At 64.7% G+C, this 15,344-nt stretch carries 15 protein-coding genes; 5 read left to right on the plus strand and 10 right to left on the minus strand.

All coding sequences use genetic code 11. The annotated features are described in order from the left end of the window. The 6 genes from AC56LN_RS21240 to AC56LN_RS21265 form a co-directional block, all read right to left on the minus strand. Positions 1–1,068, minus strand: coding sequence for a sensor histidine kinase (locus AC56LN_RS21240; protein WP_499574577.1), 1,068 nt, complete (start codon positions 1,066–1,068; stop codon positions 1–3). Beyond that, positions 1,068–1,793 (minus strand): LiaI-LiaF-like domain-containing protein, encoded by a 726-nt coding sequence (locus AC56LN_RS21245; RefSeq protein ID WP_499574578.1) that lies wholly within the window; start codon positions 1,791–1,793, stop codon positions 1,068–1,070. Before AC56LN_RS21245 ends, AC56LN_RS21240 begins: the two co-directional genes overlap by 1 nt. Beyond that, complete coding sequence (locus AC56LN_RS21250; RefSeq protein ID WP_343027230.1) at positions 1,783–2,160, minus strand: LiaI-LiaF-like domain-containing protein; 378 nt, start codon at positions 2,158–2,160, stop codon at positions 1,783–1,785. The genes AC56LN_RS21245 and AC56LN_RS21250 overlap by 11 nt, the downstream gene beginning before the upstream one ends. 179 nt (positions 2,161–2,339) lie before the next feature. Further along, positions 2,340–2,516: a hypothetical protein gene (locus AC56LN_RS21255; protein ID WP_482898359.1), complete on the minus strand. Its 177-nt coding sequence runs from the start codon at positions 2,514–2,516 to the stop codon at positions 2,340–2,342. Between the two features lie 68 nt (positions 2,517–2,584). Beyond that, positions 2,585–2,746, minus strand: coding sequence for a hypothetical protein (locus tag AC56LN_RS21260; RefSeq protein WP_499574579.1), 162 nt, complete (start codon positions 2,744–2,746; stop codon positions 2,585–2,587). A gap of 273 nt (positions 2,747–3,019) precedes the next feature. Beyond that, the gene (locus tag AC56LN_RS21265) at positions 3,020–6,043 is read right to left on the minus strand and encodes a TonB-dependent receptor (protein WP_499574580.1); all 3,024 of its coding nucleotides are present in this window, start codon (positions 6,041–6,043) and stop codon (positions 3,020–3,022) included. Positions 6,044–6,280: 237 nt separating this feature from the next. Here AC56LN_RS21265 and AC56LN_RS21270 point away from each other — a divergent pair, with 237 nt between their 5' ends. The 4 genes from AC56LN_RS21270 (at position 6,281) to AC56LN_RS21285 (ending at position 10,742) form a co-directional block, all read left to right on the plus strand. Then, positions 6,281–7,237, plus strand: a complete 957-nt coding sequence (locus AC56LN_RS21270; protein ID WP_499574581.1) for an N-acetylmuramoyl-L-alanine amidase-like domain-containing protein — start codon at positions 6,281–6,283, stop codon at positions 7,235–7,237. A 270-nt stretch (positions 7,238–7,507) separates the two neighbouring features. Next, positions 7,508–8,074 (plus strand): hypothetical protein, encoded by a 567-nt coding sequence (locus AC56LN_RS21275; RefSeq protein WP_499574582.1) that lies wholly within the window; start codon positions 7,508–7,510, stop codon positions 8,072–8,074. 105 nt (positions 8,075–8,179) lie between these two features. After that, complete coding sequence (locus AC56LN_RS21280) at positions 8,180–9,508, plus strand: nucleotide sugar dehydrogenase (protein ID WP_499574583.1); 1,329 nt, start codon at positions 8,180–8,182, stop codon at positions 9,506–9,508. Between the two features lie 97 nt (positions 9,509–9,605). Further along, the gene (locus AC56LN_RS21285; RefSeq protein ID WP_499574584.1) at positions 9,606–10,742 is read left to right on the plus strand and encodes a DegT/DnrJ/EryC1/StrS family aminotransferase; all 1,137 of its coding nucleotides are present in this window, start codon (positions 9,606–9,608) and stop codon (positions 10,740–10,742) included. 98 nt (positions 10,743–10,840) lie between these two features. Here AC56LN_RS21285 and AC56LN_RS21290 read toward each other — a convergent pair whose 3' ends face one another. The 3 genes from AC56LN_RS21290 to AC56LN_RS21300 all read right to left on the minus strand — a co-directional run bounded on the left by AC56LN_RS21290 (position 10,841) and on the right by AC56LN_RS21300 (position 13,456). Then, a complete protein-coding gene (locus tag AC56LN_RS21290; protein WP_499574585.1) occupies positions 10,841–12,700 on the minus strand; it encodes an energy transducer TonB in 1,860 nt (619 codons plus the stop codon). A 60-nt stretch (positions 12,701–12,760) separates the two neighbouring features. Continuing rightward, positions 12,761–13,183 (minus strand): DUF5710 domain-containing protein, encoded by a 423-nt coding sequence (locus AC56LN_RS21295; RefSeq protein ID WP_499574586.1) that lies wholly within the window; start codon positions 13,181–13,183, stop codon positions 12,761–12,763. Positions 13,184–13,249: 66 nt separating this feature from the next. Further along, on the minus strand, positions 13,250–13,456 hold the full coding sequence (locus AC56LN_RS21300; RefSeq protein WP_499574587.1) for a hypothetical protein: 207 nt from the start codon (positions 13,454–13,456) through the stop codon (positions 13,250–13,252). A 169-nt stretch (positions 13,457–13,625) separates the two neighbouring features. Here AC56LN_RS21300 and AC56LN_RS21305 point away from each other — a divergent pair, with 169 nt between their 5' ends. After that, complete coding sequence (locus AC56LN_RS21305) at positions 13,626–14,363, plus strand: S24 family peptidase (protein ID WP_499574588.1); 738 nt, start codon at positions 13,626–13,628, stop codon at positions 14,361–14,363. Between the two features lie 16 nt (positions 14,364–14,379). Here AC56LN_RS21305 and AC56LN_RS21310 read toward each other — a convergent pair whose 3' ends face one another. Further along, the gene (locus AC56LN_RS21310) at positions 14,380–15,267 is read right to left on the minus strand and encodes a LysR family transcriptional regulator (protein WP_499574589.1); all 888 of its coding nucleotides are present in this window, start codon (positions 15,265–15,267) and stop codon (positions 14,380–14,382) included. Between the last annotated feature and the right edge of the window lie 77 nt (positions 15,268–15,344).

A 15,344-nucleotide genomic window follows, 5' to 3' on the forward strand; every position in this document is an offset into this window, starting at 1 on the left:
TCACTCTCCCATGTCTGCGGGCAGGATCAGGTCCACCCGAAAATGTGTACCATCGCGTGTCGCGTGCACGCTCGCGTCGATGCCATACGCGGTGTTCAGGCGCTGGCGCACGTTCGCCAGGCCAACGCCACCACCCTTGCCTGCCGGCCCGCCATCCGGATCGACGTCGTTCTCGACCCGCAGCTTCAGTTGCGAGCCGGCGCGCACCGCCTGCACGCGCACCACGCCGCCCTGCGGCAGCCGCCCGATGCCATGCTTGACCGCGTTTTCAACCAGCGGCTGCAGGATCATCGGCGGCAGCAGGCAGCGCGCCGCATCATCGGCGATCTCGCACGCGAATACCAGGCGCGGGCCGAAGCGCACCTGCTCGATCGCCAGGAAGCGCCGCGTCAATTCGACTTCGTCGGACAACGCCACCTTGCGGTGCGCCTCCAGTCCCAGCGTGTGGCGGAAGAAGCCGGCTAGTTGCAGGGTCATGTCGCGCGCTGCGTCGGCATCGATGCTGGTGAGCGCGCTGATCGAATTGAGGCTGTTGAATAAAAAGTGCGGATCGATCTGCGTGCGCAGCATGCGCAGTTCGGCGTCCTGCGCCAGCAGCTTCAGTTCGAGTTCGCGCGTTTCCAGCCGGCGCGCGCGCTCGAACTCCAGCGCCAGGTAGTGCGCGCAGGCGGTCATCCCGTACAGCAGCACGCCGACGCCGAACATCGCCGCCGCAACGGGTGGCGACAGCAGCACGCCGCCCATCGACGGGGCCAGCCAGCGCCACAAGGCCGCCCACGCCAGCGCTGCCGCGCACCACAGCAGGGCCGCGCTGGCGGCCGTGACAAAAAACACGACCAGCACCGGGCGCAACGACCTGGTGGCGAGCGGATAGGCGCGGCACAGGTAGTAGCTCGAATAGCCGCACACGCTCGCATACACCAGCATCAGCGGCAGCGCGAACAGCAGGCTGGCCACGATGCCGGCGTTGGTGGCCGCATTCAGCAGGCCCGCCAGCATCAGCCCCAGCATCACCCAAGCCGCCAGGTACAGCGCGGCGCTGCGCCCGGCCCAGAACATCCGGCCCATCAGTTGCGGATTTCCACGCCGCCCATGATCGCATAGCCGCGAATGACGAGGCGCTTGCTGCCATCGGGCGGCACGACGGTCTTTTCTTCGAAGCCGCCCAGGATCGGCGTGCCAAGCAGGATCACGGTCCAGTCGGGCGGACACTTGATCGTCACGCCGCCCCAGAACGCGAACACGTTGATCACCGCTTCGCCACGGATCGAGGCGCCGCGCATATCGAGTTCGCACCCGCCCATGACCGCCGTGATCTCACCGCCGCGAAAATCCTGCGTGGCCACGCGGCGCTCGTAGCCGCCCAGGATCGCCGTGATGTCGACCACGTCGCCGCTGCCCGTTTCGTCGAGCATGCCGGCGCCGGAACTTGCCCCGACGGCCCCCGTCATGCCGCGGTTGCGCAGCGCCTTGGCCACCAGAAAACCGCCCAGGCCAATCAGGATCAGTGGCCACAAGGTGCGCACGCTGAAGTTGATGATGTCGAGACGGTCGAGCATCATCAGGATGCCGACCCCGACCAGTGCCGCACCAAGCAGCGTGCCACCCTGGCTGCGCGTGTCGCACAGCTTGACGGTGCCGACGATCACGAACAGCATCGGCCAGAACGAGACCGCGCGGTGCATGTCGACCAGGCCGAGATTATCGAGCAGGAACAAGAGGCCCATGCCGATGACCAGCAGGCCAAGCACGACCTGGCCCGTCACGCCCCTGGGCAGATGGTCATTTTTCATGGCGGCTCACCTTCTGGTTATTCAGGAAACGGCGGGCGATGAACGGATCGAGCACCAGCTTGATGCCCCACATCAGGATGAACAGGGGCCAGCTGTTACGGAACGTCAGGCCGAAGGCATTCTCGAGCACCGCAAACAGCCACAGTCCGGTAAATACCGTCCACAAGCCGTTGCCGAATTCCTTCGGGCTCGGGTAGCCAATCGTCTGGCTGATGCCGACGGCGACCAGCAGCAGCGGCGCGTAGTGCCAGTAATCTTCGGCGTTGATGTAGTACAGGCGATCGAGCAGCACGACGGCGCCGACGACGATCAGCAGCAAGCCCCAGACAATCTGCTTGCGCCAGCGATAGGATTCTTCGGATTGCATGGTGCGGACCTCCTTGTGATCGAATAGGGATCACGATAGCAAGGGTGGGCACGTTGGGGAAAGTGGTTTTCGGCGAATGGCGAATCGGCACCGGCGAATGGCGAATCAGCGCCGCCTGCCCAATGCCAGACGAAAAAAAACCCGCCATGTGGCGGGTTCGGTGTGCAGCGCAGGCGCGATCAGGCAGCGCTGGCGGCTTCCTGGCGCTTGACCAGGCCTTTAGGCACGTTACGGTACTTGGCGCGGGCTTCAGCCTGGCGCACGGCTTCGCGTGCGATGTTGGTGCGCTTGATCTCGAGGCGTTCTGCCTTGCCGCGATGTTGAGCGATGTGCTTGCTTCCGATTCTGGTGGTCATGTGGTCTCCTTGGTTGAACTATGCGCCGCGTCCTTGTCAGGACGTCGACGCGAAAACATGTGCGGACGTTACTTTGCGGTCGGGGCGATCTTGAGCGCCGCCGGGATCAGCATGGCCCAGCCAAGCTGGCGCCGGATTTCCTCGGGCGCCGGTGGCGGCTTCGGATCACGCGCACGGCGCGCGAGGTATTCGCGTACCAGGTGCTTTGCTGGATGCTTGACATCGTACATGGCAACCTCCGCTTCCTTGCCAACCGGTGCAGCCAAATGGCCCGCACCGGTCGTGAAATTGGTGCCGATCCTCGAGGCGACCGGCTAACCTGTTGAGGTGTCGGATGGCTGCGAATTACTTCGCGCGTTCCTCACTCAGACAGGAGCATCTTAACGGCTGCGCCCCACATTCACCGTTAGATGCCGCACACTTTGGGCGTCAATACGGATGAGCTCGCAGTACCCATGAAAAAAGGGGGCCGCGGCCCCCTTCTCGTCGCTGCAAGCGCCGGGTCAGAACTTGTAGCGCAGGTTCAGATAATACTGGCGACCGCTGACGTCAAGCTTCTGCTGCTCTTCTTCGCTGTAGCGATATTGCGCGCGTTTGGCGTTGGTCAGGTTGGTCGCGCTGAACGCGAGCTCCAGGTTGTCGGTGAAGTAGTAGTTGGCTGACAGCGCCAGCGTCGTCACCGCATCGGCGTAGGTCGGCGCAGTCGGCATGGCCACGCCGTTGATCACGGTCAGGCCCTGGCTGTTGGCCGTTGGCGCCGGCGCCGTCGTGCTGTTGACGTACTCGCCGCGGTAGTTGGCCACCAGGCGCGCCGACAGCTTGCGGTCTTCGTAATACAAACCAAGGTTGCCGGTCCATTCGGACGCGCCCACCATCGGCCGGCCATCGTCGACCTTCGTCTTGGCGCGGCTGATGTTCGACGTGAAGCCGAAGTTGGTTGTGCCGAACGGCTGCTCGTACTGCAGCTCGATGCCGTTGATCTTCGCGCCCTGCTGCGAGGCGGTGTTGACGAAGAACGACTTGACAGTCTGGTCGCGCGGATCCTGCAGGTCGATCGTGGTGCTGCCCACGGCGCCCGTCTTCGGATAGCCATCAATCGACGAGTGGAACACGCTCAGCGCGATGATCGAGCGCGGTGCGAAGTACCACGACCACGACAGGTCGACGTTGTCGGCGGTTTGCGGTTCGAGGTCGGGATTCGGACCCGTCACGCGGCAGCCGTTGGCGTCGCAACCCGGCGTGCCGAAGCCACTACCCAGCAGGTTGTAGTTCTGACGCCCGATCGTGCGGCTCACGCCGAAGCGCGCCAGCATGTCGTTGCCCATGTCGTAGCGCACGTTCAGGCTTGGCAGCCAGTTGTCGAAGGTGCGCTTGGTCGGCGTCTTGTAATACAGGATGCCGGCCAGTGGATTGAACGGCGTGCCATCGAAGAACGCGGTGGCGTCGCCGGCATCGGTGATCGCGCCCGGATAGGCGGCGCAGGTCACGGGCGCCTGGCCTGGCGCGACGCGCTGGCAGGCGCCAGCGGGAATCGGCGTGGCGATATTGGCTTTCACTTCGGTGCGCGAGAAGCGCACGCCGACGTTACCCGACCAGCGATCGCGTTCCAGGTTGGCCATCAGGTAGGCGGCGGTCTGGCGCTCCTGCATGTCGATCTCGGAACTCACGCGGCGTTCGAACGCGTCGCTCGTGACCTTGGTATTGGCCGCGATGTACTCCTTGATCGCTTCCGGCGTGTACGTGAAGCCGGTGTTGTCCCAGCCGGCCGGGCCATCCAGGCCATCGCCGAAGTCACCCGGGAACGCTTGCCAGCCGGTGGTTGGCGTCGGCGTATTCGACGTGACGCGGCCCGTGACCGGGTTGAGCGTGATGCCGTTGCGGAAAGCCGGGCCGCGGCGCGCGCTGGTGCGCTTGTGGTCCGCAAAGCGCACGCCGCTTTCCAGCGACTGGAAGATGCCGCGATCGACGCGGTATTCGGCGTCGAACTGTGCGCTCCATTCCTTGTCGACGGTCCGCACGCCCGAAGCAGCGCGGTCGACGATGGTGTAGCCGCTGCCGTCGGCGTTCAGGCCAGGCTGGTTGCCGCCCGCGTTCTGGTACTGGACGAACGGCGCGTCATGCAGGCCGCCAAGCGCATACGAGATGCCGGTGCCGTAGCGGGCCAGCGTCAGGCCCTGATCGAGTTCCGTCGTGCCCACGCCGCGCGTGGTCGATAGCAGCGTCTTGACCGTCAGGTCGTCGTTGACGCGGTACTTGGCGTCCAGGTCGAGGAACGAACTTTCGGCCTTGGCGCCGTCGCGGAAGAAGCCTTCCGAGTTGCCGACGTACTGCGGCGTGGTCCCGTTCGGGAACACGATGTCGGCGGCCTTGAGAACCTTGAGCTGGTTGCCGTAGACGGTGGTTTCGTTGACGATGACCGGATTGCGGATCTGCGCGAATACCTGCTGCCCGTTCGAACTGGTATTGGCAGCGGTGGCCACGGTGCTGCCCAGCGGCGCGTTCTTCCCGAGCAGCATGGAGTAGATGGCGCTCGAGGTCAGGCGACCGTGGTTGTCGGCGTCCATCGACGAATGAAAGCCTGTGAGCGTCACGTCGAGGTCGCGGTTCGGCTTGAACTGCAGCGACAGCATGCCGCCCTTGCGGTCACGCACCGACTCGACGAACTCCGAGCTCATCGAGCCAGGCAGGCGTACGCCATTCAGGTCTGCGGCCGTGTAGCCGGTGCCCGCGAGCGATGCATCGGTGATGCCTTTCATCGTGCTGGTGTTGATCACGTCCCAGCCGCTGTTGGTGCCGTACGCGAACCGCGAGACCGAATCGCGCCGCACGTAGCGCTTCTCGGCAAACAGCGCCGCCAGCACGCCGAAGGTGCCGGCCTCGTTCTTCCAGTTGACCGAGCCGTTCATGTCCGGCGCGTAGCGGCCCGGCAGGTCGGCGTAGCTGGCGCCGACGCTGATCACGCCCGACAGGTTCTCCTTGGCCGACAGCGGTTTGCGCGTGGAGACGTTGATGGTGCCAGCCAGGCCGCCATCGACGATATTGGCCTGGGAGGTCTTGTAGACGACGGCCTGCTGCAGCACGTGCGACGGCATCAGGGACAGGCTGGTCGAGCGCGAGCTCGAGCCCTGGTCGGCAACGTACCAGTCGGCGCTGCTGACGGCGTGGCCATTGAAGATGATCAGCGACATGTCCGGATTGGTGCCGCGCATCGAGACCTTTTCGGCCTCGTCGTAGTCGGTGCGCACCGCCACGCCGGCGAGACGCTGCAGCGAATCGGCCAGATTCTTGTCCGGCATCTTGCCGACGTCTTCGGCCGTGATGACCTCGACGTTGGCCGACGCATCGCGCTTGACCGCCAGCGACCGGGCCAGCGAGGCGCGGATGCCCGTCACTTCCACAGTCTGCATCGGCACTGCGGCTGCGGTGTCCTGGTCCTGCGCTTTCGCCTGCGCCAGCACTGGCAACGTGGCAAGGCTCCAGACGGCCATCGATACGGCCGCGGCAAGCGGCTTCTGCTTGAACATCATCTCTCTCCTGGGAAGGGTGCGATTCTTGGTAAAGTAAGGCAAATTTGCCAATGCTTGTGCCGAGTATTCATGATGGATTGCCATCATGAATAATCACTTGTGTTCGCTTTCGTATAACTGGGAGGAATGCATGTTTCCCACGGGTCGTTCTGGTTATGGGCAACGACGCAGAATTCATTATCCCCATTGCCCATACCGGATTAGCGTGACACTTTCCCTTCTTTCGAGATGAACGCCATGCGCCTTGCCTGCCTGCTTCTTGCCAGCGCCGTCCTGACCGGCTGCGCCAGCCCCCCCGCCGCCACGCCGCCGATCCCGGGCGCGCCACCGCCGCCCACGCCCATGGCAGCCCTGCTGGACAAGCCGATCTACAAGATGACGCCGTTCGAAGCGGGCCAGTACATCCCGCACATGCAGACCGCGCAGCCCGACCTGCGCAAGCGCATCGCCGCGATCGGCCGCCAGAATATCGGCCAGCCCTATTCGCTGAATCTGCTGGGCGAATTCCCGTTCGAAATTCACGACAGCCTGCCGATGTACAGCATCGAACAAAGCGATTGTGTGGTTTTTGTGGAACACACTTACGCGATGGCGCTGTCGCAATCATGGGAAGAGTTCTTCTGGATGCTGCAGCGGATCCGCTACCGGAACGGCGTGATCGGCGTGGCCACGCGCAACCATTACACCGAGCTCGACTGGAACGTGGCCAACCGCTGGCTGGTCACGGACATCAGCGCCGACCTGGCCGGCCCGAACGGCCCCGGCTACGACATGCGGGTCGACCGCGCGCGCTTCCTGCGCACACGCCACAACACGGTGCGCGATATTCCTGTCGAGACGAGCCGCCAGACCTACGTGCCGAAAGACGGTGTGGCCGCCATCCTCGATCAATTGCAAGAAGGCGACTTCGTCAACGTAATCTCGACCCGCGACGGCGAATTCTGGGCCTCGCACGTGGGCCTGGTGGTGCTGGGGCCGAACGGCGAGCGGCACTTCCTGCATTCGTCGGCGCCGAAGGTGCGCGAAGAAACGTTCGCCTCGTACATGGCGCGCGTGGCCGGGCGAGAAGCGGACAATGCGCGCGCCGGCAAGCCTGGCCAGATGCTGGCCGGCTTCAAGTTCCTGCGCCTGAACGAGACGATCACCGTGCCGCCGATGGCCCCGCAACCGCGGCCTGGCCGCCCGGGCGCGTAGTACATTGCCATGCGTTCCTGGCTTGCCGGGCCGGGAACGTCACCCTCCTCCGCTTGAATCTGCAATCAAGAAATAGAGAATCAGAAATTTAATTCCCTGATTCTATTTCTCTTTTTATTGGGCCGTTTGAAAGACGCGCCTCGCCATTTATATCCCTGAGCGCTGTTGAGTGATCTCAATCCCGCCATGTAATCAGGGTCGGATAATCAAAATGCGCTTCACCCGATTCATCGCCTGGATTAATTCGATCCACGAATTGATGCCCGTACGATGTTTTTATTTGATCATGTTGTGAATAAATTTCTCGGATGGTATCAGCGCGTTTTTTCAGGCGAGGAAATGTTCATCATGTCCACTCAATGCGTTTTGACGCCCAACCGGTCCTCTGTGGGTCCCGGATCGGCGCCTCGCAAGGCCAGCGCTGATTTCATGATCATGATCGGCCCGTCTGCATTGGTGCTGGTGTTTTTTATTGCCGCACTATCTTGCGCTAGTTATTTATTTCAAGAAAATCGATTTGGCATGGGCGCTTCCTTTATTCTCGCGAAAAATGATGTTCTTCTCACTGCGTCAGAACTACCCGCATTCCCGCAAACCATCGATCATCAAATCGCCATGCAATTTATCCAGCGCCATCCCTTGATCAATTTTAGCCTGATCTGCGGTCCCGACTTTCTGCTTTCTTGTTCCACGCCGGCCATTCCCGCGCAACGGGTCTGGCGCGCAGCGCGCTGGCGATCGACACGTTCGTCGCCCGGTCACGTCATGTCGTGCCGCACCCGGGCGGGCCAGATGGGCGATGGGGTGCCCTTCTGGATTCAGCCCTGCCCGCGATGATCCAGCCAGCGACGTGGCAGCGGCGCGCTACTGCACGGGCACGGGTCTGACGCGTTGCTGTTTTCAATCTCTTCCGTAACGATCATTACCACTGTCGAGGACACCATGCGAGACGAGAACCAATCAGTTCACCTGGAACAGCTGCTGACCCGGCTGCGCGAGCGCCACGCCGTGATCGGCATCGTCGGCCTTGGTTACGTCGGGCTCCCGCTCGCGCTGCGCTATGCGGCCGAAGGCTTCCACGTCCTCGGCATCGACATCGATGCCGCCAAGGTCGACCAGCTCAACCGCGGCGAGAGCTACATCGCCCATATCCAGGGTACGACGATCGCTGCGGCCCGCGCCGCCGGCCTGGCTGCCACCAGCGACTTCTCGCGCGTGGCCGAAGCCGACGCGCTGATCATCTGTGTCCCCACGCCCCTGACTGCCTACCGCGAACCCGATCTGTCGTACGTGATCGGCACCGTCGAGTCGCTGCTGCCCCATATCCGGCCCGGGCAGTTGCTGTCGCTCGAAAGCACCACCTATCCCGGCACCACCGAAGAAGAATTGCGGCCCCGCCTGGAAGCGCGCGGCCTGCGTGTCGGCCACGATGTGTTTCTGGTGTTTTCGCCGGAACGCGAAGATCCCGGCAACCCCGACTTCCACACCCGCACCATTCCCAAGATCTGCGGGGGCTCGACCGCCGCCTGCCTGGAAGCCGGCCTGGCCCTGTACCGGACAGCGATCGACACGGTCGTCCCGGTCAGCTCAACCCGCGCTGCCGAACTGACCAAGCTGCTCGAGAACATTCACCGCGCCGTCAATATCGGGCTGGTCAACGAAATGAAAATCATCGCCGACCGCATGGGCATCGACATCCACGAAGTCATCCGGGCCGCCGCCACCAAGCCGTTCGGCTTCACTGCCTTCTATCCCGGCCCGGGCCTGGGCGGGCACTGCATCCCGATCGACCCGTTCTATCTCACCTGGAAAGCGCGCCAGTTCGGCCTGCACACCCGCTTCATCGAGCTGGCCGGCGAAATCAACAGCGACATGCCGGCCTGGGTCATCACTAAGGTCGCCGACGCGCTGAACAGCCGCAGCCGCGCGGTCATGGGAAGCCGCATCCTGGTGCTGGGCATCGCCTACAAGAAGGATGTCGACGACATGCGCGAGTCCCCGTCGGTGGCACTGATGGAATTGCTGCGCGCGCGCGGCGCGACGGTCGCGTATTCCGACCCCCATGTGCCCGTGTTCCCGCGCATGCGCGAACACCATTTCGACCTTTCCAGCGTCGAGCTCACTCCGGCGTCAGTCGCCTCCTATGACGTGGTGTTGCTGGCCACCGGCCACAGCGCCTTCGACTATGAACTCGTGCGCCAGAACGCCAGCCTGATCGTGGACACGCGCGGCGTGTTCCCGCACCGCTCGCCCAATGTCGTGCAGGCCTGAACCGGGGACCGTCACGCAAGCTTGCGGCCACGAGCGGGCGGTTCGCGTGCTGCCGCGACCGCCGCGTACCGCATCCATCGATGAACGAGGACAGCGCATGCAATTTACTGACCTGCAATCGCAATATGGCGCGTCACGCAGCCTGATCAACAGCCGCATCCAGGGCGTTCTCGACCACGGCCAATACGTCATGGGCCCGGAAGTCGCCGAACTGGAGCGACGCCTGGCCAGCTACACGGGCGCGCGCCATTGCATCACTGTATCGTCCGGCACCATGGCACTGGCGATCGCCCTGATGGCAGTCGGCATCGGGCCAGGCGATGCCGTCATCACCTCCCCGTTCGCTGCCATTGCCACCACCGAGGCGATCCTGCTGGCCGGTGCCTCGCCGGTGTTCATCGACATCGAGCGCGCCACGTGCACGCTCGATCCCCGCTTGATCGAACCCGCGATCACGCCAGCGACGCGCGCCATCATTCCAGTCTCGCTTTACGGCCAGCCGTCCGACATGGACGCCATCAACAGCGTCGCCGCCCGCCATGGCCTGGCGGTGATCGAAAACGGCGCGCAGAGTTTTGGCGCGACGTACCACGGCCGCCAGAGCGGCAATCTGTCGCTGATCGGCTGCACCAGTTTTTTCCCGAACCATCCCCTCGGTTGCTATGGCGATGGCGGCGCCCTGTTCACCAACGACGATGCGCTCGCGGCTGCGATGCGCGACATCCGCATGCATGGCCGGGCGCGTCGGCACGCGTATGCCCATGTCCGGCTTGGCCCCGGCGCTCGCATGGACACGCTGCAATGCGCAATCGTGCTGGCAAAACTGGACCGCTTCGATTGGGAGATCAAGCAGCGCCGCCTGGTCGCGGCCGCGTACGACGACATGCTGCAGCCGCACTTGCGGCTCATCGGCTGCCGGTCCGACCGGAGCAGCGTTCATGCCCAGTACCCCGTGCTGGTCGAGGACCGCGAGCGCGTGCGCGCGGTGCTGACGCAAGCCGGCATCCCGACCGTCGTGCATTACCCGGTGCCGGTGTACCGGCAGCCTGCCTACGCGCACATGGCGCCCGGCGCCTCCTGCCCCGTCACCGACGCGATGGCCGCATCCATATTGAGCTTGCCAATCGGGCCCTACCTGGCACCGTCCGATGCGCGCCATGTCGCCCTGACTTTGCTGGATGCGACGAGAGCGCGGCACAGGCGCAATGTGGAACCGGTGGAACTACCAGGGTGAAGCAATGGCAGGCACGGCCGCACGGCGCCCGGCTGACGGGTCACCCTTCTGACCAGTGATGTGGCTGACTGTGACGTGGTGACTGGCGCCAGATGGCGTCAGCGCATCTCTTCGACAAGCTTGAGTCCCTCGGCGAAGCGCCAGATGCGGCGAATCTCGATCACGTCGAAGTTCGCGGCGACGTTCGGCGGGAACGCGGCGTAGCGGGCATTCAGGCGAACGAAGCGGCGCACGGCATCGTCCATGTCGGCGCGGCCGCTCGATCGCACGATGGTGATCTCGTCGATACTGCCGTCGCTGCGCAGCGAGACGCTCACCAACGGATCGATACGGACGTCCCGCAGCGACAGGCGCGCGCCGCCAAGCACGGCGTTGCGCTCGAGTTTCTGGCGCACGCTGTCGACGTACAGGCGCAGCGGCGCATCGCGCTCGCCGCCATCGGCCACCACGCGGCGGTTGCCGGCCGACCGCTCGCGCGGCAAGCCCGGAGCATCCACATTCGGGATCGTCACCCCGCGCAGCAATTCGCGCGCGCGGTTGCCGGGCAGACCTGCGAAGGCGCCGGGGCCCGACTGCGCACCTGGACTGCTGCCCGGGCCAACACCGGCGCCGGCGCCGTCCGCGCGGCTGGCCGCCGGTCCGCTGCCAGTGGCTGAGCCTGCTGCTGGGCCTGCTGCTGTTCCGGTGGCAGGCCCGGCAGCCTGCGCCTGCTGACGCTGCGCCTCCTGACGCGCCGCTTCTTCGGCCGCGCCCCGTGCCAGCCGCTCGGCGTCCAGGCGCGCCTGCTCCGCGGCTTGCTCGCGCGCCCGCGCTTCTGCCTGCCTGCGCTGCGCCAGTTCCTCGGTGCGCTGCCGCTCGGCGTCTTGCTGGCGCGCGCGCTCCTCGGCCTGGCTGCGTTGCGCCAGCGCCTCGACACGCTGGCGCTCGGCCGCTTGCTGCGCCAGGCGCAGGGCGGCCTCTTCGGCACGCTGGCGCGCTTGTAACTGCGTCTGGACCGGCGCTTGCTGCGCCGCCGCTTCCTGCGCTGCGCGCTGCGCAGCCAGTTCGCGCGCCACTTCTGCCTGTTGCTCACGCTGACGCAGCAGCGCCTCTTCATCGCGCAGGGCCTGCTGCTGCGCTTGCTGCTGTGCTTGTTGCTGTGCTAGTTGTTGGGCCTGCTGTTCCTGCGCCTGCTGCAGCTCGGCGAGCCTGCGTGCCTCGGCAGCGTCGCGTTGCGCCTGCCGCTCTTGCGCCTGCTCCCGCTGCAGCGCGAGCTCGTGCTGCAACGCTTCTTCACGCGCCGCATCGGCCGCGCGCCGGGCCAGCGCTTCCTGCGCCAGTTGCTCTGCTTCGGGATCGACGACGAGTTCCGGTTCGGCAGGCATCGTGCTCGCCACCGCCTCCTCGGGCGCATCGGGCGCGTCCGCAACCATTGGCGGCGGGCCGGCATCGACCTCGGGCAATGGCACCGCGACGGCGAACGCCGACTCCGGGTTGGACTCCATGGCGATCACGGGCGTCGCCACGTCGCGCAGACGGCGCCTAGGCGCAACGGGGGGCGTTCGACGCGGACTCGCCTTCGGCGCTGGCGCAGTCTTCACGACCGGCGGCGGCGGAGGCGGCAGATCGACCAGACGCAATCCGCGCGCAGGTTCCGGTACCGGATTGATCGCCGCAGCGGAAGGCGGGGGTAAAGGTGACGGCGTCGCAACAGGTGCCGGGACCTCCGGCGTCGGCAGCGCAGCCGTGGTTGGTGCCGGCGGCGGTACCGGAGCCAGCGAGGGAATCGGCGCGGACGGCGGCGACGGCGCAAGCACGACGCTCAACGGCGCGCCACCGCCGGCGTCACCGCCCGGCACCCCGAACTGCAGCGACAACAGCAAGGCATGCAGCAGCGCCGAGATGGCAATGCCACCGACCAGGCGCCGGTTGCTGCGGGCGTGGCCGGCGTGGCGCGTGCTGGCGGTCGCAGGATGCATGGCGTGGTTTCGGAAGTATTGTCAGGCTTGCATCTTAGCGTTAACGCGACCGTATGGCGATCACGAGGCCTTGCCGGGCGTCCGGACACTCGACGTGCCCGGCATGCCGCCGACCAGCGCCGCCAGGCTCGTGCGTGCTTGCCACCAGGGCGTGCCTTCCAGCGTCTGCCTGCAGCTCGGGCATTCTTCGAGTGGGTTGCAATCGTGTTCGAGCGCCACGTAATTCACGCCAACCACGGTCTTGCCCTGGTAGCTGTCCACCCGACCGGCGCCCGCCCTGGCGCCAGGTTTGGCGGTGCCCCCACCAGAGGTTGCGGTTGCAGTCGACGCAGAAGCGGAGACAGATGCCGCATCGATCCACTTGGCGAAAGGTTCGGTGGCGACGCCATCGGCCACATACCAGCGACGGCGGGTCGGATTCCAGCGGGCGCCAAGCGCCTTGGCGGCGTCTTTTTCGGCGTAGGGGACGGTGAGAAAAACCATTTACTGACTGCTCCGGGATCGATGTGCTTGCGGTCCGCTATTCTACCGCGACACACGCGCCCGGCCTCAGGGTTCCTTCTGGCGCCTGGCCCAGGCGGCATCGCTATCGCGCTGCTCACGCCGATCCTTGCGCCAGGTATATAACAGGTTGCCGAGCGTGCTCAGCAAGCCGCTGAACATGCCGATCAGCGCGCCGATGTCGGCCAGCGTCAGTTCGTTGGCCAGTCCGGCCAGGTTGGCGTCCATCAGACGCTGCAGTGTTTCAATGATCATCGTGTCTCCCCTGTGCTTGCGGCGTTACCTGCCCCGGCAAGCCCACGCCTACCCTGCGCCACATCAATGCGATGGATGAAAGTATAGGAAAACTATACCACAGCAGTAAAGAAAAGCTATACTTCAATGTATAGATTTCCTTTACCATACGCACATGGACCTTCAAACAATGATTGCTAACTGGGTGAAAGAGGCACGCACCGCCGCCGGCTTGTCGGGTACGGCGCTGGGCGCCCGTCTTGCGCTCGAGCTCGGTACCGACCGCGGCCATACCAAAGCCAACATCTCGCACTGGGAAAATGAAAAGCACAGCCCCAACCTGAAGCAGTTGCTGGCGATCTCGCGCGTCACCGGCTGCCGCCTGCCGGCCGAGATCCTGGCGCCACTGGCCGGTGGCCCGGCCAATGACGGCGGCGCCCTGCCCGGCTTGTCTGGGCCCGCCGGGTTACCCAACGCATTGCGGGTGGTGGCCGAAGGCGATGACGATGCCTTCGTACCGATTCCGATGGTCAAATTACGCCTGTCAGCCGGCATCACCGGGTACCAGGCCGAACCGGAAGCACGCGATGGCGGCACGCTCGGCATGCGCCGCACCTGGCTGGAGCGCAACCAGTACAGCCCGTCGCATCTGATTGCGATCTACGTCAAGGGCGAGAGCATGGAGCCCTCGCTGTATGCCGGCGACATCGTCGTCATCAACACGCTCGACACCAAACCGGTCGACGGCGCCGTGTTTGCGGTGAATGTCGAGGGCGAAGCCGTCGTCAAGCGCCTGGCGCGCGATGCCGCCCAGTGGTGGCTCACGTCCGACAACCCCGACCAGCGCACCTACCACCGCAAACGATGCCAGGGCGATGAGTGCATCGTGATCGGGCGCGTCGTGCGCAAGGAAAGCGATCGCATCTGACGTACGCCGTCCGCTCTCAGTTGAACACCTGCGGCGCCCGCTCCAGGATGCGCCGCAGCGCCGGATGGTGCACGCGCCGCTCGACGGTCACGGCATAGACCTGCTCGACAATGGCATCGATCTCGCCCACCGGCTCGAGCCCGTACTGCGCGCACAGTGACGCGGCGAGCACGGTCGGCGCCGCCATGAACCCCGCACCGGCACCGGCAAATGCGCCAAGCAGTGCACCGTCGTCGAATTCGCCGACCACGATCGGACGCAGTCCTTGCGCTTCGAGCCAGGCCATCAGCTGGCTGTGCAACGCCGCACCCTGACCCGGCATCAGGAACGGCGCCCCTTTCAGGCGCTGCGGAAATTCACCATCCCAGCGCTGGCAGACGTCGGGATGCGCAACGACCGTGACCGTACTCGATCCAAGCAGGTGACTGTGGCCGCGCACCGCGCCGCCAGGCGGCAAGCCCTGATCAGAGATCAGCAGGTCGAGCCGGTGTGCGCTGAGGTCTTCCATCAGGTCGCCGAAACGCCCCTCCCGACAGACCAGGTGCATGGCCAGCCCCGCATCGCGCGCAGGCTGCAGCAGCCGGAAGGCCATCGTCTTGGCGATCGCATCGCTCAGGCCGACACGCAATGTTTCCGTTTCGGTGAACAGGCCGCGTCGTACCGCCTGCTCCAGTTCATTACCCAGGCTGAAAATCTGGTCCGTATAGCGCAAGACGGTCTTGCCGGCTTCGGTCAGCACCAGTCCCCGCCCATTCTTGCGCAACAGTTCCTCGCCAAACTGGTCTTCCAACAACTGCAGTTGCGTGCTGATCGCTTGCGCCGACACGTGCAACTGCTCGGCCGCCCGCACGACGCTCCCGACCGTGGCCACCGTATGGAAGTACTGCAGGTGCTTGTAATTCATAGCCGCTTACCACCAGAAATATTGAGAATTGCTAAAGATAATTCGATTTTACTTTAGGATTTCGCAATCGTATATTG

The organism is Telluria sp. ZT3P26 (assembly GCF_059686035.1).

Bases quoted from the DNA above. Each gene is read 5' to 3' on its own strand.
- AC56LN_RS21240 (WP_499574577.1), bottom strand. From the start codon at position 1,068: ATGGGCCGGATGTTCTGGGCCGGGCGCAGCGCCGCGCTGTACCTGGCG.
- AC56LN_RS21245 (WP_499574578.1), bottom strand. From the start codon at position 1,793: ATGAAAAATGACCATCTGCCCAGGGGCGTGACGGGCCAGGTCGTGCTT.
- AC56LN_RS21250 (WP_343027230.1), bottom strand. From the start codon at position 2,160: ATGCAATCCGAAGAATCCTATCGCTGGCGCAAGCAGATTGTCTGGGGC.
- AC56LN_RS21255 (WP_482898359.1), bottom strand. From the start codon at position 2,516: ATGACCACCAGAATCGGAAGCAAGCACATCGCTCAACATCGCGGCAAG.
- AC56LN_RS21260 (WP_499574579.1), bottom strand. From the start codon at position 2,746: ATGTACGATGTCAAGCATCCAGCAAAGCACCTGGTACGCGAATACCTC.
- AC56LN_RS21265 (WP_499574580.1), bottom strand. From the start codon at position 6,043: ATGATGTTCAAGCAGAAGCCGCTTGCCGCGGCCGTATCGATGGCCGTC.
- AC56LN_RS21270 (WP_499574581.1), top strand. From the start codon at position 6,281: ATGCGCCTTGCCTGCCTGCTTCTTGCCAGCGCCGTCCTGACCGGCTGC.
- AC56LN_RS21275 (WP_499574582.1), top strand. From the start codon at position 7,508: ATGTTTTTATTTGATCATGTTGTGAATAAATTTCTCGGATGGTATCAG.
- AC56LN_RS21280 (WP_499574583.1), top strand. From the start codon at position 8,180: ATGCGAGACGAGAACCAATCAGTTCACCTGGAACAGCTGCTGACCCGG.
- AC56LN_RS21285 (WP_499574584.1), top strand. From the start codon at position 9,606: ATGCAATTTACTGACCTGCAATCGCAATATGGCGCGTCACGCAGCCTG.
- AC56LN_RS21290 (WP_499574585.1), bottom strand. From the start codon at position 12,700: ATGCATCCTGCGACCGCCAGCACGCGCCACGCCGGCCACGCCCGCAGC.
- AC56LN_RS21295 (WP_499574586.1), bottom strand. From the start codon at position 13,183: ATGGTTTTTCTCACCGTCCCCTACGCCGAAAAAGACGCCGCCAAGGCG.
- AC56LN_RS21300 (WP_499574587.1), bottom strand. From the start codon at position 13,456: ATGATCATTGAAACACTGCAGCGTCTGATGGACGCCAACCTGGCCGGA.
- AC56LN_RS21305 (WP_499574588.1), top strand. From the start codon at position 13,626: ATGATTGCTAACTGGGTGAAAGAGGCACGCACCGCCGCCGGCTTGTCG.
- AC56LN_RS21310 (WP_499574589.1), bottom strand. From the start codon at position 15,267: ATGAATTACAAGCACCTGCAGTACTTCCATACGGTGGCCACGGTCGGG.